This window comes from Mycobacterium intermedium, from assembly GCF_002086275.1.
GTDB classification, from domain to species: Bacteria; Actinomycetota; Actinomycetes; order Mycobacteriales; family Mycobacteriaceae; genus Mycobacterium; species Mycobacterium intermedium.
On sequence record NZ_MVHT01000085.1, the window covers coordinates 1 to 20330 of the forward strand.

At 65.2% G+C, this 20330-nt stretch carries 16 protein-coding genes; 2 read left to right on the forward strand and 14 right to left on the reverse strand.

From position 1 onward, the window contains the following. The 4 genes from BST27_RS23695 to BST27_RS23710 form a co-directional block, all read right to left on the reverse strand. Window positions 1–439, reverse strand: a 439-nt coding sequence (locus BST27_RS23695; protein ID WP_139805328.1) for a PE family protein, incomplete at its 3' end; no start/stop codon positions are given. Between the two features lie 260 nt (window positions 440–699). Continuing rightward, window positions 700–1791, reverse strand: a complete 1092-nt coding sequence (locus BST27_RS23700; RefSeq protein WP_069421484.1) for a galactokinase — start codon at window positions 1789–1791, stop codon at window positions 700–702. After that, entirely contained in the window at window positions 1788–2870 is a 1083-nt protein-coding gene (gene galT, locus BST27_RS23705; protein WP_069421485.1) for a galactose-1-phosphate uridylyltransferase, read from the reverse strand. Before galT ends, BST27_RS23700 begins: the two co-directional genes overlap by 4 nt. A 22-nt stretch (window positions 2871–2892) precedes the next feature. After that, complete coding sequence (locus BST27_RS23710; RefSeq protein ID WP_069421502.1) at window positions 2893–3831, reverse strand: class I SAM-dependent methyltransferase; 939 nt, start codon at window positions 3829–3831, stop codon at window positions 2893–2895. Between the two features lie 69 nt (window positions 3832–3900). Between BST27_RS23710 and BST27_RS23715 the strand changes: the two genes are divergently transcribed. Next, window positions 3901–4587, forward strand: coding sequence for a TVP38/TMEM64 family protein (locus tag BST27_RS23715; protein ID WP_069421486.1), 687 nt, complete (start codon window positions 3901–3903; stop codon window positions 4585–4587). A 13-nt stretch (window positions 4588–4600) separates the two neighbouring features. Here BST27_RS23715 and BST27_RS23720 read toward each other — a convergent pair whose 3' ends face one another. Genes BST27_RS23720 through BST27_RS23760 form a run of 9 tightly spaced genes read right to left on the reverse strand, consistent with a single transcriptional unit; the run spans window position 4601 to window position 15032 of the window. Further along, complete coding sequence (locus BST27_RS23720) at window positions 4601–6154, reverse strand: virulence factor Mce family protein (protein WP_069421487.1); 1554 nt, start codon at window positions 6152–6154, stop codon at window positions 4601–4603. A 3-nt stretch (window positions 6155–6157) separates the two neighbouring features. Then, a complete protein-coding gene (locus tag BST27_RS23725) occupies window positions 6158–7318 on the reverse strand; it encodes a virulence factor Mce family protein (protein WP_069421503.1) in 1161 nt (386 codons plus the stop codon). Between the two features lie 20 nt (window positions 7319–7338). After that, window positions 7339–8859, reverse strand: coding sequence for a virulence factor Mce family protein (locus BST27_RS23730; protein ID WP_069421488.1), 1521 nt, complete (start codon window positions 8857–8859; stop codon window positions 7339–7341). After that, window positions 8856–10397 carry a virulence factor Mce family protein gene (locus BST27_RS23735; protein ID WP_069421504.1) on the reverse strand — a complete coding sequence of 514 codons (1542 nt, stop codon included), beginning with the start codon at window positions 10395–10397 and terminating at the stop codon, window positions 8856–8858. Before BST27_RS23735 ends, BST27_RS23730 begins: the two co-directional genes overlap by 4 nt. Beyond that, the gene (locus tag BST27_RS23740) at window positions 10394–11425 is read right to left on the reverse strand and encodes an MCE family protein (protein WP_069421489.1); all 1032 of its coding nucleotides are present in this window, start codon (window positions 11423–11425) and stop codon (window positions 10394–10396) included. Before BST27_RS23740 ends, BST27_RS23735 begins: the two co-directional genes overlap by 4 nt. Beyond that, entirely contained in the window at window positions 11422–12636 is a 1215-nt protein-coding gene (locus BST27_RS23745; protein ID WP_069421490.1) for an MCE family protein, read from the reverse strand. The genes BST27_RS23740 and BST27_RS23745 overlap by 4 nt, the downstream gene beginning before the upstream one ends. A gap of 5 nt (window positions 12637–12641) precedes the next feature. Beyond that, the gene (locus tag BST27_RS23750) at window positions 12642–13514 is read right to left on the reverse strand and encodes an ABC transporter permease (RefSeq protein ID WP_069421491.1); all 873 of its coding nucleotides are present in this window, start codon (window positions 13512–13514) and stop codon (window positions 12642–12644) included. 1 nt (window position 13515) lies between these two features. Next, on the reverse strand, window positions 13516–14313 hold the full coding sequence (locus tag BST27_RS23755) for an MlaE family ABC transporter permease (protein ID WP_069421492.1): 798 nt from the start codon (window positions 14311–14313) through the stop codon (window positions 13516–13518). Next, the gene (locus BST27_RS23760; protein WP_069421493.1) at window positions 14310–15032 is read right to left on the reverse strand and encodes a FadR/GntR family transcriptional regulator; all 723 of its coding nucleotides are present in this window, start codon (window positions 15030–15032) and stop codon (window positions 14310–14312) included. The genes BST27_RS23755 and BST27_RS23760 overlap by 4 nt, the downstream gene beginning before the upstream one ends. Window positions 15033–15230: 198 nt before the next feature. Between BST27_RS23760 and BST27_RS23765 the strand changes: the two genes are divergently transcribed. Next, window positions 15231–17606 (forward strand): lysylphosphatidylglycerol synthase transmembrane domain-containing protein, encoded by a 2376-nt coding sequence (locus BST27_RS23765; RefSeq protein ID WP_069421505.1) that lies wholly within the window; start codon window positions 15231–15233, stop codon window positions 17604–17606. A gap of 40 nt (window positions 17607–17646) precedes the next feature. Here BST27_RS23765 and BST27_RS23770 read toward each other — a convergent pair whose 3' ends face one another. Beyond that, on the reverse strand, window positions 17647–20274 hold the full coding sequence (locus BST27_RS23770; RefSeq protein ID WP_069421494.1) for a GH92 family glycosyl hydrolase: 2628 nt from the start codon (window positions 20272–20274) through the stop codon (window positions 17647–17649). Between the last annotated feature and the right edge of the window lie 56 nt (window positions 20275–20330).

The following is a 20330-nucleotide window of genomic DNA, read 5'->3' on the forward strand; positions in this document are numbered from 1 at the left end:
GGGGCCCCGCCGCACCGGCGCCGCCGTTGCCCCACAACAGTCCTCCGGCACCACCGGCGCCACCGGGTGTGGTCGCATCCGCGCCATTACCGAGCAGCGGGCGCCCCAACCACGCCTGCCACGGCGCATTGATCGCCCCCAACACGGCCTGCTGAGCATTGGTGGTCTCGGCGGCCACGTAGGCCCCCGCGCCGCCGGCGAGGGTCGCCACGAACTGCTCGTGGAACTGCGTGGCCTGGATGCTCAAGGCTTGATACTGCGCAGCATGGCGGCTGAACAGCGCCGCGATCCCCGCTGACACCTCATCGGAGGCGGCGGCCGTAATCTCCGTCGTCGAGGCCGCCGCGGCCACGTTAGCCGCACCCACCGCGGACGCGAGCGACGCCAAATCCGCGGACGCCGCGGTCAGCCATTGCGGAACCACACTGACAAACGACACGCGCGACCTCCCGATCTCCGCGGGTGTCGTCCGGCGTCGCCCTATAGCTCCACTCGCACCCAGAACCAGCGACGATCCGGGTGCTGACGTGGCTTCGAAACGCCGTTATTGACGCACCCGTTGCCTACCACCGCAATTTACGGCCGCGTAGACGCCAACACCAGTGCCTTCGCCGCTTTTCAGGCGTAATGCACTGAACACTGGGCATCATGCACACTCGGGTCGGTACCGAAGCAGGACCGCAAGTTGTTCGCGTTGGCTCACAATGCCGTCGCGCCGGCGGCCGCGTGGGTCTGGCGGATCGTCGGTTCGTCGAAACCTGCGTCGGCCGAAGCCGCGCCCACCGCCATCGAGATGCTTTCCACCCGATCGACAGGTGCCAACGCGATCACCACGCCGCCGAATCCACCGCCGGTCATCCGGGCGCCCAGCGCCCCGGCGCGCACGGCGGTCTCGGCAATCAGATCGACCTGCGGAACGGTGATATCGAAGTCATCCCGCATCGACTGGTGGGATGCGGTCATCATCCCGCCGGCCGTCGAATAGTCCGAATCCTGCAGGGCGGCAGCGAAATCCAATACTCGCTGGTTCTCGGTCAACACGTGGCGGGCGCGGCGAAAAGCGACCGGATCGGTAACTGCGCTCAGCGCCGCCGGCCCGCGATCCTGGACGTCACGCAACGTCGAAACACCCATAGCCGCAGCCGCGCGCTCACACGATGCCCGCCGGTCCGCGTACTCCCCGCCCGCATGACTGTGCCGCACCCGGGAGTCGATCAGCAGCAGCGTGACACCGGCCGCGTCCGGTTCGAATGGCACCGGCCGCACCGTGATGTCACGGAAGTCGATCAACAGCGCGGTATTTGGTTCTGCGAACAGCGCGGAGAGCTGGTCGAGCAAACCCGTTGGCGCACCGACATACTCGTTCTCGGCACGCTGAGCCATCCGGGCCGCCTCAACACGGTCCAGCTGGAATCCCCCAGCCGTCTCCATGGCACCCAGCACCGCACAGGTCAGCGCCGCCGAGGACGACAGCCCGGACCCGATCTCGACTTCGCTGGTAATCGACATCGTCCCACCGGGCACGCGCTGGCCGCCATCGCGCAAAGCCCAAATCACCCCGGCCACGTAGGCTGCCCAACCGGTCACATCGCCCGGTCTGGTGGCCAACCCGATCCGCACCGAACCGTCGGCACGGTCGCTACTCACGGTGATCGCGTCGCTGCCGTCGGGCGTGAACGTGACGACGGTGCGCTGCGGCAACCCGATCGGCAGCGCGAAACCCAGGTTGTAGTCGGTATGTTCACCGATCAGGTTCACCCGCCCGGGCGCGGCGTAGCGGACGGTGCTCATGTCGCCAGCTCGCCCAGCCGCGCGGCCACCGCTTCCGGGGTGACGTCGCTGATGAACGCGTCCATCGCCGATTCCGACGACGCGAGGTATTTCAACTTCGTGGCGCTGCGTCGGATCGACATCAGCTCGACGTGGAAATAGCCCTCCCGCTGGGCGTCGGTGTCGTTGTATTGGTGCAACGCGGACAGGTACGGCAGCGGCGAGGAATACAGCCGGTCAAACCGTTGCAACACGTCGCGATACATCAGGGTGAACTCGTCCAGTTCGTTGGCGTCTAGCTCAGTGATGTTGTGTACCAGTCGATTCGGGTAGATGTGCACCTCCACGGGCCAGCGGGCGGCAAACGGTACGAACGCGGTGAATTTTTCGCTGCTCGCGACGATGCGGCTGCCGTCGGCGACCTCGCCCGCGAGCAGGTCACCGAAAAGGTTGCTGCCGTGCTGTTTTCGGTACTGATCGGCCTGGCTCAGCATGGTTGCGGTGCGCGGGGTCAGATATGGGTAGGCGTAGATCTGCCCGTGCGGGTGCGCCAGCGTCACCCCGATCTCCTCGCCGCGGTTCTCGAAGCAGAACACCTGCTCAACCCCCGGCAGCCGCAGCAGGTCGGTCGTGCGATGCCGCCACGCCTCGACCACCAACCGCGCGTGCGTGGGGTCCAGCTCCGCGAACGATCCGGTGTGGTCCGCCGAAAAGCAGATCACCTCGCAGCGTCCGTACCCCGGCACGGCCACGAACCCCTCAGCAGGCGGGGTCGGGACGGTACCGGCGCCGGCCAGGCTCGGGAACCGGTTCTCGAAGACGACGACGTCGTAATCGGGAGCGGGTATCTCGCTGGTCAGCCCGGTGGGTCCCGGGCACAGCGGGCATTGATCGGGTGGCGGCTTGTAGGTGCGGTCCTGGCGCTGTGCGGCGATGATCACCCACTGCCCGGTCGTCCGGTCATACCGCAGTTGCGACGGGGTTGGATCACGCTCAGCCAGTGGCCGACGGTCCGGTACCGGCGCCGCTACGTGCCCAGGCAACGTGAAAAAAAGCATGTCACGGCCGTCGGCCAGGGACCACCGCGTCGGCGCCGTCACGTTGTGGAACCTTACTGCCGCGCTAGCGCGCGCCGTACACGAACACCGTGCGCGGTGTGGTGTCTTCGATTCCGTCCGGAATGCCGCGACCGTATCCGGCCATAAGTTCTTGCGAGGGCGTCGCTTTCACGTCCCAACCGTGCCGGCGCAGCCAGTCGGCGACATCTTCACGCTCCTCGAAGTACCACAGCTCGTCGGTTCTCGGTATCTCGCGCTGCGGGTCCACATCGGCCATCAAGTTACGCAGCCGCTCCATCCGCTCGCGGCGGCGCGCACGCACGTCCGGGTCCATCCAGCCCGGTCCATGGGCTTCCACCGCCACCCGGCTGCCCGCCACGCTGAGCTCGTCAATGCGGTTGAACAGCAAATCCTGGGCAGCCGCCGGCAAATACGGCAGCAGACCCTCGACCGACCAAGCGCTGGGTTGCGCAGGGTCAAAACCGGCCTGCCGCAAAGCCGTCGGCCAATCCTGGCGCAGGTCTACGGCGACGCCGACCCGGTGACACGTCGGTTCGGCACCATGCTCGGCCAGTGTGGACGTTTTGAATTCCAGCACTTTGGGCTGATCGAGCTCATACACCGTGGCGGTGTCGGGCCACGGCAACCGCCAGGCGCGAGAGTCCAATCCGGCGGCAAGGATGATGTGTTGGCGGACACCGGCCTTCGCCGCTTCGATGAAGAAGGTGTCGAAAAACACCGTGCGCGAGGCCATATAACCCAGCATCGACTGCATCTGGGCAGACAATTGCGGTTCGGCCGCGATGATCTCATCCGGCAGTTTGGGTGCGGCGAACCAGTTCCACACCCCGTCGCCAACTGCATTCAGGAACACCCGCGCGAACGGGTCGCGCACCAGCGGGTTGTCGCTTTCCGTTTCGGCTGCGCGTGCGGCCGCCACACCCAGGGCCGTCGCGCCCACGCTCTCGGTGATCTCCCAGCTGTCGTTATCGGTCCTTGCCACGCCCATCCTCCCAACTGCCGGCATGCCAGTGCCGACCCTACGTGAGGCTCGGGAAGAATTGCGGTCAGCATGGTCGACGAAATCCCACCCCCTCCTCCGTCACGGCGGCGCGACATCGCACGACTCGCGGTGTTCGTCGTCTTTCTCCTCACGCTGTTCTACCTGGTCGCCGTCGTCCGGGTGATCGACGTCGACGCGGTGCGGCGCTTCATCGCGGCAACGGGTCCGATGGCGCCGGTCACCTACGTCATCGCCTCATCAATCCTCGGGGCACTGTTCGTGCCGGGGCCGCTCCTGGCCGCGGGCAGCGGCCTGCTGTTCGGTCCCGTCCTGGGCACGTTCGTGACGCTGGGCGCGACGGTGGGCTCGGCAACGGCGGCCAGCCTCGCCGGCCGCCGGGCCGGCCGGAAAAGCGCGCGCAACCTGCTGGGCCAGCAGCGTGCCGACCGGGTCGACGCCCTGATCGAACGTCGCGGACTCTGGGCGGTCGTGGGGCAGCGGTTCGTCCCCGGCATCTCCGACGCGCTCGCCTCCTATATGTTCGGAGCATTCGGAGTTCCGTTGTGGCAGATGGCCGTCGGTGCGTTCATCGGGTCGGCGCCGCGGGCGTTCGTCTATACCGCGTTGGGCGCTTCGATCGGGGACTTGTCCGCACCGTTGGCGTTCGTCGCCATAGGAGTGTGGTGCGTGACCGCCGTCATCGGTGCCTTCGCCGCCCACCGTGGATACCGGCACTGGCGCGAGCACAGCCGCTGACTTTCAGTCAGACTTATCCGCCGGCTGGCCCCAGCATTTTCTTCCATCCGTCGTCGCCGACGTCACCCGAATTCTGGACGGAATAGACCGCACCGTCAGGCCCGACGACTACGCCGCTCTGCACGTCGTAGACCGCCGACGGACCCGGGCTCGGGGTATAGACACACGGATTTGGTTGCTGCCCGTTGCAATTGACCGTTCCGAACCAAGGGCGCTGCAACGGGTCACTGACCGGTGGCGGGGTCCCCGGCAAGCGATCGGCGGGCAGGGGGTTGAGACCGTTGTTGACCGATGGCGCCGGAATCACCTGGCCCGGCTTTACCGGTTGGTCACAGCGCGCCGCCGGCGCGGGACAGGTGAGGATCTGATTCGGGTCCCCGTACCAGGGGTTGGTACCCAGCGGCACGTAGGGCTCGTTGCTGCGGCACTCCCGTGGGGTCGCCGCCCGCTTGCCGGGTACGTCCACGCACGGATAATTGCGCGCCCCCCGAACCACATTCTGTGCGTCCATCGGAATCTTGCAGTAGGTGCCACTCGGTAGCGGCGCGGGGCTGGTGTCGGCCGGTGCGCGCCATTCCGATGCCGCCATGAAGCCGGTAAGACACGGCGGCGGGTAACTGAGCGTCAGAGCGCCGACGCCAAGAGACGCCTGGCCAGGAAATGACGAGGTCACCGACTGGGCGATCGCAGCGGACTGCGGCAGGAACACCAGCGCCTGCTCTACGCCGTTGTGGTAGCGCCTCAGCATGTCCAGCACGACCTCGAGATTGGCCAGGGTCTGCGGCAACGCCTCCCGCACGTCGCCGAACGCACCGTTGATCTCATCGGCGGTCGGCGCCGCGTTGGCCAGAATGTGTTGCACCGCGGGATCCTGCTGGGCCAGCTGCGCGGACAGCTCCTTGAGGTTGGCGGCCCACCGAGCGATGTCCTCACCGGAGTTGACCTGGCTGTCGACGATCGGCGCGGAACGCACGATGAGGGCGTCGATGTCGTCCATGTTGGCCTTGAAATCACGGGCGATGGCCTGGGTGGCGTCGAACAGGCGCCTGAGCGCGGGCCCAAGGCCGCCCACCGCCTGCGACGTCTCGCTGAGCAGCATCCCGACCTTGTCCCTGGGCAGCACTTCGAGGCCACGGTTGGCGGCGTCCAGCGCGGGGCCGATCTGGCTGGGGACGGTGCTGTTGGTGATCGTCTGCCCGTCGCGAAGGTAGGGACCGCCCTTGTGGGTCGACACGAGGTCGATGTACTGCTCGCCGACTGCCGATACCGAATGCACATTGGCTGAGGCGTCGACCGGGATCTGGTAACCCGAGTCGACACTCAACGTGGCGCGCACCCCGCGATCATGTGGCTCGACATCGGTGACCGTGCCGATCGTGACACCCCGGTAGGTGACGTTGGCGGTCCGATACAACCCGCCTGACTGGCGCAGTTCGACGTACAGCGTGTAGCGACCGATGCCGACGAGGCTGGGCACCCGCAGGAAGTACCAGCACAAGACGACCACCGCGGTCAGCGCGAGCACGACGAAGATGACCAGTTGGGTCTTGATCAGGCGGGTCAGCATTGCTTACTCCGCCCTCTCCACCAGGGGTCCGCCCGGGGCGTTGTTCGGATTCGGCGTGTAGCGCACGTCGGGGATCATCGTTTCCGGATCCCGTCCCCACGCCTGTTCGAGCGCACGCAGCATCCCCGACCATCCGGTCCCGCTCAGCGCCGTGTTGTCGATGGTGGACAGCGTCAGGTCGAACGCCGCGGAGATGTTGATGAAGTCGCCCCGGATCACCTTGTCCACACCGTCGATGTTGAACGGCGCCGTCAGACCCAATCGCAGGCCATCGACCACATACGGTGCGGCCCGGCCCAGTTCCCTGAGTGGCCGCTGCAGCGACGCCAGGTTCCGGTAGAGGTTCGCCCGGGATTGGGCCAGCGCTTGGTTGGCGGTGTCGCTGAACCGTCCCAAAGATTCGGTGGCGTCGGCGAACAAGGTTCGCGTATCGGCGAAATGCTCGATCAACGGCGGGATTTCGGTCAGTACTTTGTCCAGGGTCTCGTTGCGGTCGGCGATCGCGGCCAGCAGCTGGTTGGTCGAATCGATCGCACGGGTGATGCCGCCACTTTGGCGGTTGAGCTCCGTGACGAAAGTGTCCAGCCGCGTGAGGAATTCACGGATGTGGTCGACATGGCCGTCCAGCACGGCGAGGATTTCCCGTTGTATCACTTCGAGGTTCGGGATGCCACCTCCGTTGAGGATCACCGCCACACTGGCCAATGTCCGTTCGACGGTCGGATAGGCCGACGAGTTCTTCAACGTGATGGTGTCGCCGCTCTTCAAGTCCTGCTGGGCGCGATCTTTCGGAACGACGAGTTCGACGTGCTGCGTGCCCAGCAGGCTCGTCTGGCCGATCTTGGCGGTGGTGTTCACCGGAAGTTTGACCGTCGGATCGAGGTCCAACGTCAGGATCGCCATCCACTTCTTCAGGTTCGGATCGCTCTTCAGAGCGATGTTGCGCACCGTGCCGACCCAGACGTCGGCGACCCTGACGCGGCTGTTGGCGTTCAGGGCAAGCGTGTCGGGCATCTGGACGTAGATCGTCATACGGTCCGAGCCCGTGCCGCGGCCGACGGGCAGCGGCACGTTGGCTATGCCACGCCAGTTGCACGACGTCAGCATCACCGGAACCAACGAAAAAACAAGGACGACAAGCAATGCGCGACGACCCCGGCTCATCGCGCCTCGCAGCACCGCGCTCACCGTCCTGCCCCCGTAGGTACGGCGGGGCCGGGCGGCGGTGCCGGTTGCGGATACCACGGCGGTGGCAGCGGATTCGTCTCGTCGTAGGCATTCGGCGATCCGGGCAAAGTGGTGCCCGGCGGCGGCGGCGCGATGTCGGGACCGCCCATCAGTTCGTTCAGCGACTCCGGGGTGAGCATGCTCGCCGTTGCCGGCTGAACCTGCACACCCTGCATCCCTGGTGCCACCACCCACCCGGGTTCGGAGTTGCGGTGCGAAAACGGTGTGTCTCGGGAGAAGATTCCCGGCACCGTTGTGTCTTTGTACCCGGGCGGCGGGCGCAGTCGGTCCTCGGAGTACGCCACCTCTTTGGGCAAGGCTGCCGCCGTAGTGAAGAAGTTTGCGCCAAAGGGCAGGTAATTGAACTTGATCGCATCCAGCACCGGCGCTAGATACTGCGCACACAGCTCGGCCGAATCCTGGTAGCCGAGTCGGCTGCCGGCCTGAATTGCACTGCAGATGAACTGGATCGGGTTCGCGAAGTTCGGGAACTCGAACACGCCCACCAGCGAGCTGTGCACCGGGTAGTAGATGTTGTTGAAGTTGGCGGCAAAAGTAGGAAGCACGTGCAGGGCGGTTTCCAGGCCGTCACGAGGCTCAGGCTGCAGCAACTCGGTCGTCGCACCGGCTACGTTGTTGACACTGCGGGTCAGCGCGGACCTGTTGTCAGTCACGAACTTTCGCGCGGTATCCAACACTCCGTCGACCCGACTGATCAGTTCGGCGACATCGGTGTCGGATTGGGTGAACCAGTCGGTGAATTCGGCCAGGTCGTCGTTCAGCGCCACGAATTGCCGGTCATTCTGGTAGAGGGCGTTGATGAACTGAGCCAGGCTGTGCGTGATCGCGAAGAAGTCCCCCCGGCCCTCGTTCAGTGCGGTCAACGCGTCGGACAAGTTGTTCAACGTGTCGTGGATCTGTTTTCCCTTGCGGTCCAGGTTGTCTCCCGCCGCTTCGATGAGGTCGCCGAACGGGCCCTTCGGCTGCTGCGGAGTCGGACCCAGTTGCCGCAGAATGTCGTTGATGGACTGCCGCAGCTCATCCCACTCGACGGGCACCCGAGTGCGGCCGATCGGTATCTCCGCGCCGTTTTTCAACACCGGTCCGCCGTCGTACGGCGGCGACAGCTGGACGGTGCGCGAGGCCACCAGGCTGGGGTTGAGGATCGACGCGGTGGCATTGGCCGGCACCTTGTACTTGCTGCTGTAGTGCATCGAGACGCGCATCTGGTCGCCCGCCGGCTCGATCTTGTCGACCGCGCCGACCCGCACCCCCATGATCTGCACTTTGTCACCCGGGTAGAGCGCAAGGGTCTGCGAGAAATACGCGACAATCCATGTGTTGGCGAGCTTTCGGTAAAGCTGGACTCCCACAACCAGTGCGGTCATGGACAGCACCAGCACCAGGGCCGCTACGGCAATCACCTTGGCGGAGACTTTCGGCAGCCGGAGACTGCGAATGTCGAAGATGGTGCTCATTGGCCGCTACCTCCGGTCCCATCCGGCGTGATGAACGGGGCCGGCAGTTGCGGACCGGGTCCCGGCGGTGCCTGGCCGGGCGCCGGACCGGGCCGTGGTCCCGGCGCGGGCCCTGCAGCTGGACCCAACGGTTCGGTGCGTGCCCCCGGGGGCGCGTGGGCTGGTAACGGCACCGGCGTGCCCGGCGCATCGGGTGGTGCCTCGCCCCGCCGACCCGCACTCGGGACACCTGGCAACGGCGGTAGCCCATCGGGATTCGGCGGCGACGTCTGGACATCAAGCGGCGCTGGGAAGGCGCCGAAGATCGGGCCGAAGGGGCCTTGGTCAACCATCGCACAGGGCAACGGGTTTCCGGGTCGCGGCAAGGCATCGGCGGCCGGTGTGTACGAACACGGCGATCCCGGCGGGACAGCCGGCAAGGGATGATCCGGTGTACCCTCCAACACCCCCGGCGGCGGTGGCGGTGCACCGTTGGGGAACCGGGTGCCATTGGGGTCGGGGAACCGGAATTCCGGCAGCCCGGCGCTGCGCCAGAAATTCTCGGGATCGATACCTCGGTTCTTGAAGGCCGCGTCCACCCACGGCTGCATGATCTGGTGCGGCGCCAGATTGACCGCCATCGCCTTGAAGTACGGGCCGGAAGCAACCGCTTCGGTCAACGATGCGGTGTATCTGCTGAGCAGCACCAGCACTTCGCCCAGTTCCTTCTTGCGTTTCACCAGCTCGTCGCTGACCGTGCTCAGGTCCTTGAGAAGCTGAGTCAGATTTGGGTTTTCCGAGATGAGAGCCGACACCTGGTTCGACACCTCGGTCACGTTGCTCAGCAGGATCTTCAACGCCTGGCTGCGTTGTTTGAAGGCCGCCAACAGGGTCTCGGCGTTGACCAGCACGCCGTTGACTTGCTCGCTGCGGTCCCCGAGCACGCGCGCGACTTTGTTGGCGCTGGCGAGCAGTTGCTTGATCTGGTCACCGCGATGGCCGATGGCCTCGGAGAACGCCTGCACTCCGTCGAGGGCCGCGCTCAGGTGCGGCGCGGTCTGGTCGAGGGTCTCCGACAAGATTTTCAGTGAACGCTTCACGGCATCGATGTCCCAACCCTTTGCCGCATCGGTGACGTCGACGAATGCGTCGTAAACCTGGTACGGCGTCGTGGTTTGCGACAGCGGCAGGAAGTCGTTGGGCCGCAATGGCTCTGACCCGCGCGGTTCGATCTCGATGTTCTTGCGCCCCAGAATGGTCTCGGTGCGGATCGCCGCGCGACTCTGCGATCCGATCGTTCGTCCCGGCAGGGTGAACCCGACCAGCACGGTCTTGCCGTGGATTTCGGTCGAGCGCACCAATCCGACGTTGACTCCGGCGATTTCCACCTTGTCGCCGGGGCTGATCCCGCCCGTGTCGGTGAACTGCGCGTAATAGACGGGAGTGGCATACAGCATCGGCACGCTGGTGAAGCTTTGCCCCACCGCGATCACGAGCAGGGTGACCAACACACCCATCAGCCCGACGCGGCCCCGGTTGAACTCTTGGAGCGTTCTCACTGCGGCGTGCACCTCCCGGTGGGCTGACCGAAGAGCTTGATCGTGCGCACCGGGCCACCCGGCTGTAATCCGTTGACTTTCAGGGAAATGTCACAGATGTAGAAATTGAAGAAGTCGCCGTAGGTGCCGCCGGCACGCCCGATGATCCGGTAGGCGCCCGGCAGTTTTTCCAACACATCGTCGAGGGTGGGCAGATCGCGAATCACCGACTGCAGGGTGCCGTCGAGGTAGTCAAACGTGCTGTGCAGCAATGGGCGATCCTCGGCGAGCAGATCGGCCAGGGTGCCCGCGGCCTCGCTGATGTGTGCCACCGCCGCGGCCAGCGGATCGGCCCGGTTCTTCAGGCCGGTGATCAGCACGTCCAGTTTGTCGACGGTTCGGTCGAAATCCTTCTCATGCTTGACCGCGGTGGCCAGCACCGTGTTCAGGTTCTCGATGACCTCGCCGATGGCCCGGTCGCGGCTGGCCAGAGTCGAAGTCAATGACGCGGTCTGGTCGAGGATGTCGTTGATCGTCGCCCCTTGGCCCTGGAACACGGTGATGATCGACTGGGCGATGCGATTGACCTTGTCCGGTTCCAGCGTCTTGAAGAGCGGCCGGAATCCCCCCAGCAGTGCGTCGAGATCCAAGGCGGGTTGAGTGTGCTCGATCGGGATCGTGCCACCCGCCGGCAGGCGTCGGCCGCTGTCGCCGTGCTTGAGCTCCAAGTAGCGGTCACCGATCAGGTTGAGGTACCGGATCGATGCGGTCGTACCTTGATCGAGGCTCAGCGAGCTTTCCACTTTGAAGTCCACCAAGACACGCTTGTCGTCGTCGATCAGAGTCACTTTGGAGACCTTGCCGACCTCGACCCCTGCGGCGCGGACGAACTGTCCGGGCCGGAGCCCGCTGGCATGGCTGAACACCGCGGAATACCCGGTGGTGCGGTCGAAGCGCACCTGGCCGAACACGACGATGATCACCACGGTGAATACCGCCAACACCAACCACGCGGCGGCGAGTCGTATCGCTGTACCAGTGCTTCTCATGGGTTGATCGTGTTCTCCCCGAATTGGCGCCCCCAGACGTAGTCGATGACCAGCGGCTGGCCGAGCTCGAGGTGGTTGTACGGCGCGAGGCTGGCGCCGGTATCCATGACCAGATACGGAGCCGGCCACAAATCCCGGGTGATCGTCTGCCAGCAGCCCGGCCGCCCGCCGGGGCCACCGTGCGCGTTTACCCTCGGCAGGTTGTCCGGGAACACATATGGGTTCGGCGCACCGACGATCGATCCGGCCGCTGACAGCGAATAGCCGTTTCCGCCAGCCGCGCTCCCGACCTTCGGGGCGGCGTCATGGAAGTTGCGCACCAGGCAGAACAGTTCGGGGCTGTACTCGTCGAGCAATTCCGACGTGGGTACCAGGTCGGCCGCCCCGCGAACCAGGTACTGCCCGCCTCGGGCGAAGATGTCCTCACCCGTCTTGCCCACACCCACCGCCGCCAGCAATGCGGCGTCCAGGTCGTGTTGTTGTTTGGTCAGTGTGCGTGCCGTATTCACGGCGTTGGCCAAGAAGTCCCACAGATCCGGCGATGCGCGGGTGTAGATGTCACCGAGGTCGGCGAACCTGCGCGCGTCGTACCCTATTTGCGGAATTCGCGGATTCAGCTGGGCGAGAATCTGATTGCCGTTGACCAGTGACTCACCGAACTTGGCGCCCAGACCGTCCATCGACTGCGCGAGCGCCGACAGCGTGGCGTTCAACTCGATCGGATCCACCTTCTCGGTCAGCGAGGTTACGGTCTCGAAGAGCGTGTTGAACTCGGTGGTCACCGACCCCACCACAATGGTGTCCTGCGACGAAATCCGGCGTGCGTCAGGGTGATCCGGTGAGGTCAGGGATACATACTTGTTGCCGAACAAGGTGGCCGCCTCGATGTTGGCCAACACGTTGGCGGGGATGTCCTTGATGTATTTCGGATCCACATGCAACAACAGCTTCGCCGCCGGCTTGCCGTTGTCGTTCATTTCCGAAATGCTGTCGACCCTGCCGATGGCCACCCCGTTGTAGGTGACCTTCGATCCCGTCTCCATCACCAGACCCGCCCGCGGAGCCACCAGGGTCAGTTCGGTCGTCGGCGTCAGGTCGCCGCGAAACTGCAAGTACACCACGGTCAGAACCAGCGCGCTGAGCAGCAACAGCACGATGCCCTCGACGTAGACCCACACCCGCCGGGACTTACGCGTCAGGATCGTCGTCATCGCGGTTACACCGTGAGATTGAAGTTCGGGTCGACGCCGTACAGCGCCAACTCGGACAACAACACGACCACCACCACCGAAACCAGGGAGAACCGCATGGAGCGACCCACGGCCAGGCCGACGCCGACCGGACCACCGCTGGCGGTGTACCCGTAGTAACAGTGGGTGATCATCACCACCACCGCGATGATCACGACCTCGATGACCGACCACGCCACGTCTTCGGCGCGCAGAAAGGTGCGGAAGTAGTGCTCGTAGGTGCCGTTGGACTGGCCGTACAGCACCGTGGTGACGAGTTGACCGGAGGTGAAAGCCATGTCGAGGGCGAGGGCATAGAGCGGGCCGATCACCACCAGTCCACCGATGATGCGGGTGGAGACCAGGAATGAGATCGACTTGATGCCCATGACTTCCAGCGCGTCGATCTCCTCGCTGATCCGCATTGCGCCCAGTTGGGCGGTGGCGCCGGCACCGACCGTCGCGGCCAGCGCGACGCCGGAGACGATGGGGGCGGCGACACGCGTATTGGCCAGGGCGGCAAAGAATCCGGTGAAGGCTTCGACGCCGATGTTGCCCAGTGACGCGAACCCTTGGATGGCGATCAATGAGCTACCGGACAGCGTCACGAACCCGATGATCGCGACCGTGCCGCCGATGACGGCCATCGCGCCGGTACCCATGCCGATCTCGGCGACAAGCCGCAACGTCTCTCTGCGGTACCGATACAGCGCCCACCAGATCTCTAGGACGCTGATCCGGGTGAACTTCGCGAAAGTGCCTATCCGCTCCAGCCTTCGGGCCGGAGCACCGCCGTAACGGCCAAGGTTCACGATGGTCCGTGGGTAGCGGGCCCGCAGGACGGCCCCCGTCCCGGCCACGCTAGCGCCCCGTCCCGAATCGGACGCCGATAGTTGTCAACACCACGTTCACCGCGAACAGCGCAATGACGGCCAAGACCAGCGTCTCGTTGACGGCGGTTCCGACCCCCTTGGGTCCGCCCTTGGTGGTCAGTCCCCGGTAGCAGCCGACCAGGCCGGCGATCATGCCGAAAGTGGCCGACTTGACGACCGAGATGACCACCTCCGGCAGGCCGGTGACCAGCGTGAGCGTGCTGACGTAGGCGCCGGCCGAAATGTGTTGGATGAAGACACCGAACAGAAAGCCGCCGACGAGTCCGATGGTGATCACCGCGCCGTTGAGCAAAGAGGCCACGATGGTCGCGGCGACGACGCGCGGTACCACCAGTCGATGGATCGGGTCGATGCCGAGCACCTCCATCGCATCGATCTCCTCGCGGATCGTCCGGGCACCCAGGTCGGCACAGATCGCTGTCGCGCCGGCCCCGGCGATCACCAGCACGGTGGTCAGCGGACCCAATTGTGTGACCGCGCCCAGCGCGGCGCCGGCGCCGGAGATGTCGGCCGCACCGAACTCGGCCAGCAGGATGTTGAGCGTGAAGATGATGAGCACGGTCAGCGGTATCGCGACGGCCAGCGTTGGCAACAGCGAGACGCTCGTGATGAACCAGCCCTGCTCAATCGTTTCGCGCCATTGGAAGGGCCGTCGGAACAACGCCTTCCCGGTCAGCACGCAGGTGCGGTAGAACCCGCCTACCGCGTCGATCGCGGGCTGAATTTGGTTGCGCAGATAGGTGGCGATCTCGGTTTGGGTCGTCATGGTCGATCCCCTGGTTCGTCGAGTTCAGCCAGCAACCTCGTGTTGGCAGCCTCAAGGAGGTCTTCGGCGGCCTTCCTCGCTTGCCGGGGATCGCCCGAGCAGATCGCATCGGCCACCTTGCGATAGCCGTCGGGACTCATATCCTCGCCGGTCATCGCGGCACCCAAAAGGGTCACTGCGGGCTCGAACGCGGCACGAAATGCGTTGAACATCAAGCGGAATACGATCGATCCGGCGCCGTCAACCGTGTGTTCCCAAAACGTAAGGGCGTGACGCTGCCACTCGACCGGATCGGTTTCGGTTTCCAGCTTGTGCAACGAATCTTCGAGCAGTGCAACCAACTCGGGTTCTCGGCGCTCGGCCGCCAACTCGGCGACCTTGGATCCGTTGCGCAGTCGAGCCTCGAGCATGCTGCGGAAAACCGTGTCGTCGAGCTCGCCGTTGCGAAACAGCAGCCGGGGCAGCAGATCCAGACTGGCGTGCCGGCGGAAATCGCGCACGGTGGTCACGTCACCGTGACGCACCTCGACCAGGCCGGCCGCCGAAAGCCGTTTGAGCGCTTCACGGACCGCCGGCCGGGAAACGCCGAACACCTCGGCCAGTTTGCGCTCGCTGGGCAATGCCTCGCCGGGCCGCAATTCACCACTGAGTACATCGGTAGCGATCTGCTCGAAAACCTCTTCGGGCACCGATCGGCGAATCACCGGCTGCAGCGCCATGCGCAATAGTATGGACGCCGATAGGCCAGAGGTCGTGTGGTCAGACCAACACGGCGTGTCGCATTCGCCCAGGCGACGCGAAGCAAAGCTCGGTCCAACTATTCGGACGGCGGCGAAGCATCCGGTTAAGTTGTCTGCGGGCCGCAAAACACCCACGGCATGCACACGATGCCGACCCGATCCGAAGGATCACTGGACATGCGAGTTGACGGACGCGAGATCCTGGTGTCCGGCGACTTGCTGCAACCGTTGATGCGGCGGACCAACGATCTGATCCGGCTCGGGCTGTCCGGCGCCTTTCTTGTCGTGGTCATCTTCAGTTCGCTCATCACCCGTCCGCGGTGGGAAGCGCTGGAAAAGTCCATTTCGGAGATCGTCGGGGTCCTCACACCGACCCAGGCCGACCTGGTCTACCTCATCTATGGCCTGGCGATTCTGGCCTTGCCCTTCATGATCCTGATCGGCCTTGTCGTCGGGCGCCAATGGAACCTGCTCGCCGCATACGCGGCGGCGGCGTTCATGGCTTTTCTCCCCTTGTCCATCAGCAGCAACCGCATTGCGGCACCCCGGTGGCACTTCGACGTGTCAGACCGGCTCACCACGGTGCCGGCCCAGTTCGTCGACGACCCGCGGTGGATCGCGATGCTTGCGGCGGTGCTCACCGTATCGGGCCCGTGGCTGCCGGCTCGGTGGCGGCGCTGGTGGTGGTCGCTCCTGTTGGCCTTCGTGCCGATCCACCTGGTGGTCAGCGCGATTGTTCCCGCCCGCTCGTTGTTGGGGCTGTCAGTGGGTTGGTTCGTCGGCGCCTTCGTGGTGCTGGTCGTCGGCACCCCCGCTCTCGAGGTGCCGCTGGACGGGGCAGTCCGCGCGATGGGCAAACGCGGATTCATGGTTTCCCGACTCGTGGTGGTACGCCCGGGCGGACCGGGTCCGCTGGTGTTGGCCGCCGAGGAGACGGACTCGGGCGCCAGGGCCGCGATTGAAATGTACGGCCCGCACCAACGAAGTGGCGGCGCATTGCGCCAACTCTGGCGGAAGCTGCGGTTGCGGGGATCCGAGACGGCGCCGTTGCAGACGTCGATGCAGCGCGCGGTCGAGCACCGCGCGTTGATGGCGATCGCCATCGGTGACCTTGGTGTGGCCAACACCTCGACGATCGCGGTCGCCGCCCTCGACCGCGGCTGGACGATGTACGCACACAAACCCGTGCGCGGCACACCTCTCGATGAGGTGGCGAGCGATACCCCGGTTGGCAACGTCTGGAAATCCTTGCGAGTCCTCAACGAGAACCAGATTTCACACGGAGACCTGCGTCCCCACGAGATCACCGTGAGCGACGGCACCGTGCTGTTCGGTGGCTTCGGCGCCGCCGAATACGGGGCCACGGACGCTCAGCTGCAATCCGACATCGCCCAATTGCTGGTCACCACAACGGCTTTGTATGGCGCGGAGCCCGCGGTGGCCGCCGCGATCGAGGTATTCGGCAAGGACGACATCCTGACGGCCTCCCGCCGACTCACCAAATCCGCCGTGCCCAAACGGATCCGGGAATCCGTTCCCAACCCTAAAGACGTCATCGCCAGTGCCCGCGCGGAGGTGAAGCACCAAACGGGTGCCGACGAGATCGAGACCGAGACCATAACCCGGTTCAGCCGCAGCCAGTTCATCCAGCTGGTACTCATCGGCGCGCTGGTGTATGTCGCCTATCCCTTCATCAGCACCGTCCCCACGTTCTTCTCCGAGTTGCGAACCGCGAACTGGTGGTGGGCGCTGCTGGGTCTGACCGTGTCGGCGTTGACCTACGTCGGTGCCGCCGGCGCCCTGTGGGCCTGCGCCGATGGACTGGTCAGCTTTTGGAAGCTGTCGATCATGCAGGTGGCCAACACGTTTGCGGCGACGACGACCCCGGCCGGGGTCGGAGGGCTGGCGCTGAGCACCCGCTTCCTGCAGAAGGGAGGTCTGAGCGCGTTGCGGGCCACGGCGGCGGTGGCGCTACAGCAGTCGGTTCAGGTGATCGTCCACGTCCTGCTGCTCATCATTTTCAGCGCCGCCGCGGGCACCTCGGCGGACCTCTCGCACTTCGTCCCGAGCGCCACCCTGCTGTATCTGATCGGCGGGGTGGCACTGGGCATTGTCGGCACCTTCCTTTTGGTGCCGAACCTGCGGCGCTGGCTGGCGACGGCGGTGCGGCCCAGGCTCAAGGAGGTATGGGGCGATCTCACCGAACTCGCCCGCGAGCCAAGGCGACTGGCGCTGATCGTGGCCGGCAGTGGTGGGACGACCCTCGGTGCGGCGTTGGCGCTGTGGGCGAGTGTCGAGGCATTCGGCGGCGGCACGAACTTCGTCACCGTCACCGTCGTGACGATGGTCGGCGGGACCCTGGCGTCTGCTGCCCCCACCCCGGGTGGGGTCGGCGCCGTCGAGGCGGCGCTGATCGGTGGGCTCGCAGCGTTCGGTGTGCCGACAGCGATCGGCGTGCCGTCGGTGTTGTTGTATCGGGTACTCACCTGCTGGCTGCCGGTGTTCATCGGGTGGCCGGTGATGCGCTGGCTCACTCGCAACGACATGATCTGAGTGTCGGCCCTTTCCGCCGGGTGCTCGCCTTTTCCGCCGGTTAAGCGGCAACCGTAACGAGGACGTACAGCGTCCTACTGCTCTCGCCGACCGTGGTGTTCAGTGCGGTCCAGTAGTACCCCGAGGGCACTGTCTGCGCCACCGAGACGGCGACGTCCGCCGCGGCGGATCCGTCGTCGGCGAACCGCCCCGTTGTGGCGGCCACGGTGATCCCGTGGATCGGCGAACCGCCGGTAATCGCGTAGTCGCCGGGGCCATCGATCATCCGTTGGATGTCGACTTTCACCCTCTCGGAGGCGCCCGGCGCGATCGTGACGAAGGGTTGCGTGATGTTGGCTGTCACGGCGGAGCTGCCGGCACCGAATGACGGCGGAGCCGCGGATTTGTCAGTGGCCCAAGACTTGTCGGGAAAGCCCGACAGCGTGAATTTGATCTCGCCCCCGATGCGGATGATCGATTCCGGAAGGTACGTCTTGTCGGCGCGTTGGCCGTTGATCTCGAGGCCGCTGATGTACCGCATGCGACTCGGCGCGGAAGCGCCGGGCGCGGAGATCTGGATGGAGCGGCCCGTCGGGAGGGTGATGACGGCCCGATCGAACAGCGGTGTGCTGACGGTAAGCATCGGGGTACCCGGAATGCTCGGGTACAGCCCCAACGCGGCCCACACGTACCAACTGGACAGCGCGCCCAGGTCATCGTTGCCCGGGGCGCCGTCGGGCGTGGGGGCGAACAACCCACGCACGCGGTCCACCGTTCGTTGCGTCTTCCACGGCTGCCCGATGTAGTTGTACAGCCACGGCACCCCGAAGCCCGGCTCGTTGCCGATCCACAGATGGGGTTCGTCAGGTCCGACGTTGAGGTGCTTGGTGAAGCGATCGAGTCGTTCGGCCACCGTCTTGCGGCCGCCGAGCGCGGTCACCAGACCGGCGACGTTGTGCGGCACCCACCAGACGTATTGCTCGGCATTGCCCTCGTCGAATCCGTCCTGGCCGAACCCGCCCGGGATGTCTTCGAACCCGTCGACGTCCGCGAAGAATCCGGTCGGGCCGCGTGGGGAGATGAAACGGGTGCTGGGGTTGAACAGGTTCTGCCAGTACTGCGCCCGCTTCTGGAATTCGGCTGCAATCGCGGTGTCCCCGAGCGACTCGGCGAATCGGGAGATCGTGAAGTCGTCGACCGACCACTCCAGGGTGATCGATGCACCCGCGATGCGACCGTTGGCGAAGAAGTCGTGAATCTGGGGTGCGTAACCGAGTTGCAGGTAGGTGGCGATGCCCGGCCGTTCCACGTAGCCATTGAGCCCGACGCCTCCTTGCGTCGCGCCGTCGACCATGTAGCGCAACGCCGTTTGGAGGTCAAAGTTATTGGCCCCGAATGTATATAAGTTCACAATCAGCGGCACCACGCTATCCCCGGTCATCATCCCGGTCGCGTAATTCGCAAGCGCCCAACGTGGCAGCGATCCGCTCTGCTCGGCATCGTTCACCAGCGATTGGGCCATGTCGCTGGCCCGCTCTGGAAACAGCAGTCCCTGCAGGGCAGCCAGACTCCGGTAGGTGTCCCAGTCGGAGAAATTGGCGTATTGGGTGCGGCCGTTGGCCACCGTGTGGATGGCGCCGTCGAATCCGGTGTAGCGTCCGTCGACGTCGTTAAAAGTGTTGGGGTGCAACAACGACCGGTACAGACAGGTGTAGAAGGTCTTTACGTGATCGGGATCCCGCCCGGCCACGGCGATGCGCGACAGCACAGCATTCCACTCGTTGTTGGCGGCCGCGCGAACGTCGTCGAAGCCGGCTGCACCCTCGGCGGCCAGATTGGCGCGGGCACCTTCGATGCCGACGTAAGAGATGGCGGTTCGCACTTCCAGCGCCGAACCGGACGGGAATTCCACATACCCGCCGCTGTATCGCGCATGGGCACTCCGTACACCGGGGTATACGGCCTGTCCGTCCCACGCGCCGTAGGACGTGAACGGCTGGTTGAACGTCATGGCGAAGTACACGGTGTAGGCGCTGCCGGTTCCGCAAAAGTCGCCGCTGGTCGCCCATCCGGTGATCGTGGTGTTGTCCTGGTCAATCTGGATGGTCGACCGAGAGTTACCCCCCAGCGACGCGCCGGAACGCACCCGGAGCAGTGCGGGACGGCCATCCTTGGGATAGGTGAACCGGCCAAAGCCGATGTGGGTACTCGCGGTGAGTTCCGCGGTCACACCGGTCTCCGGGAACCGCACGGTGTAATAGCCGGGCACCCCCACCTCGGTGTCGTCATGGGCAATCCGCTCCCAGGTGCGCCAGGGTTCAGTCGAGATCGCGGTCGTGCTCGGCAACATCGAGATGTCCCCGAAGGCGGGGCAGCCCACCGACGCGTGGGTCATGCTGAAGCCGGTGGATTGGGCGTTTTGGTAGTCGTAGCCGGCGTAGTTGTCGGTGGTGTCGGGCGAGTACTGCACCATCCCGAACGGCACCGAGGCGCCGGGAAAGTTGTTGATCTCTCCGACGATCGATCCGCCGGTCCCGGTTCCGATGAGCGTGTCGACGTGGTCTACCGGGTTGGTGACGAACGAAGGCGGCCCGTCGTAGGCGGTCGGCCCGCCCGCCATCAGTGGCAGCACGAATGCGACCACCACGAGGAGTGCGGCGAGTATCCGCCACGACCTTCGTGACCGCATAGCTGTCTCTTACTGCATGCGGCCCTGTTCCGTGGACTTTCGACACGATTCGGCAC

What these genes read in the sequence shown, in the direction of transcription:
- BST27_RS23700 (WP_069421484.1), bottom strand. Translation starts at nt 1,791, where the DNA reads ATGAGCACCGTCCGCTACGCCGCGCCCGGGCGGGTGAACCTGATCGGT.
- BST27_RS23715 (WP_069421486.1), top strand. Translation starts at nt 3,901, where the DNA reads ATGGTCGACGAAATCCCACCCCCTCCTCCGTCACGGCGGCGCGACATC.
- BST27_RS23720 (WP_069421487.1), bottom strand. Translation starts at nt 6,154, where the DNA reads ATGCTGACCCGCCTGATCAAGACCCAACTGGTCATCTTCGTCGTGCTC.
- BST27_RS23725 (WP_069421503.1), bottom strand. Translation starts at nt 7,318, where the DNA reads ATGAGCCGGGGTCGTCGCGCATTGCTTGTCGTCCTTGTTTTTTCGTTG.
- BST27_RS23730 (WP_069421488.1), bottom strand. Translation starts at nt 8,859, where the DNA reads ATGAGCACCATCTTCGACATTCGCAGTCTCCGGCTGCCGAAAGTCTCC.
- BST27_RS23740 (WP_069421489.1), bottom strand. Translation starts at nt 11,425, where the DNA reads ATGAGAAGCACTGGTACAGCGATACGACTCGCCGCCGCGTGGTTGGTG.
- BST27_RS23745 (WP_069421490.1), bottom strand. Translation starts at nt 12,636, where the DNA reads ATGACGACGATCCTGACGCGTAAGTCCCGGCGGGTGTGGGTCTACGTC.
- BST27_RS23755 (WP_069421492.1), bottom strand. Translation starts at nt 14,313, where the DNA reads ATGACGACCCAAACCGAGATCGCCACCTATCTGCGCAACCAAATTCAG.
- BST27_RS23760 (WP_069421493.1), bottom strand. Translation starts at nt 15,032, where the DNA reads ATGGCGCTGCAGCCGGTGATTCGCCGATCGGTGCCCGAAGAGGTTTTC.
- BST27_RS23765 (WP_069421505.1), top strand. Translation starts at nt 15,231, where the DNA reads ATGCGAGTTGACGGACGCGAGATCCTGGTGTCCGGCGACTTGCTGCAA.
- BST27_RS23770 (WP_069421494.1), bottom strand. Translation starts at nt 20,274, where the DNA reads ATGCGGTCACGAAGGTCGTGGCGGATACTCGCCGCACTCCTCGTGGTG.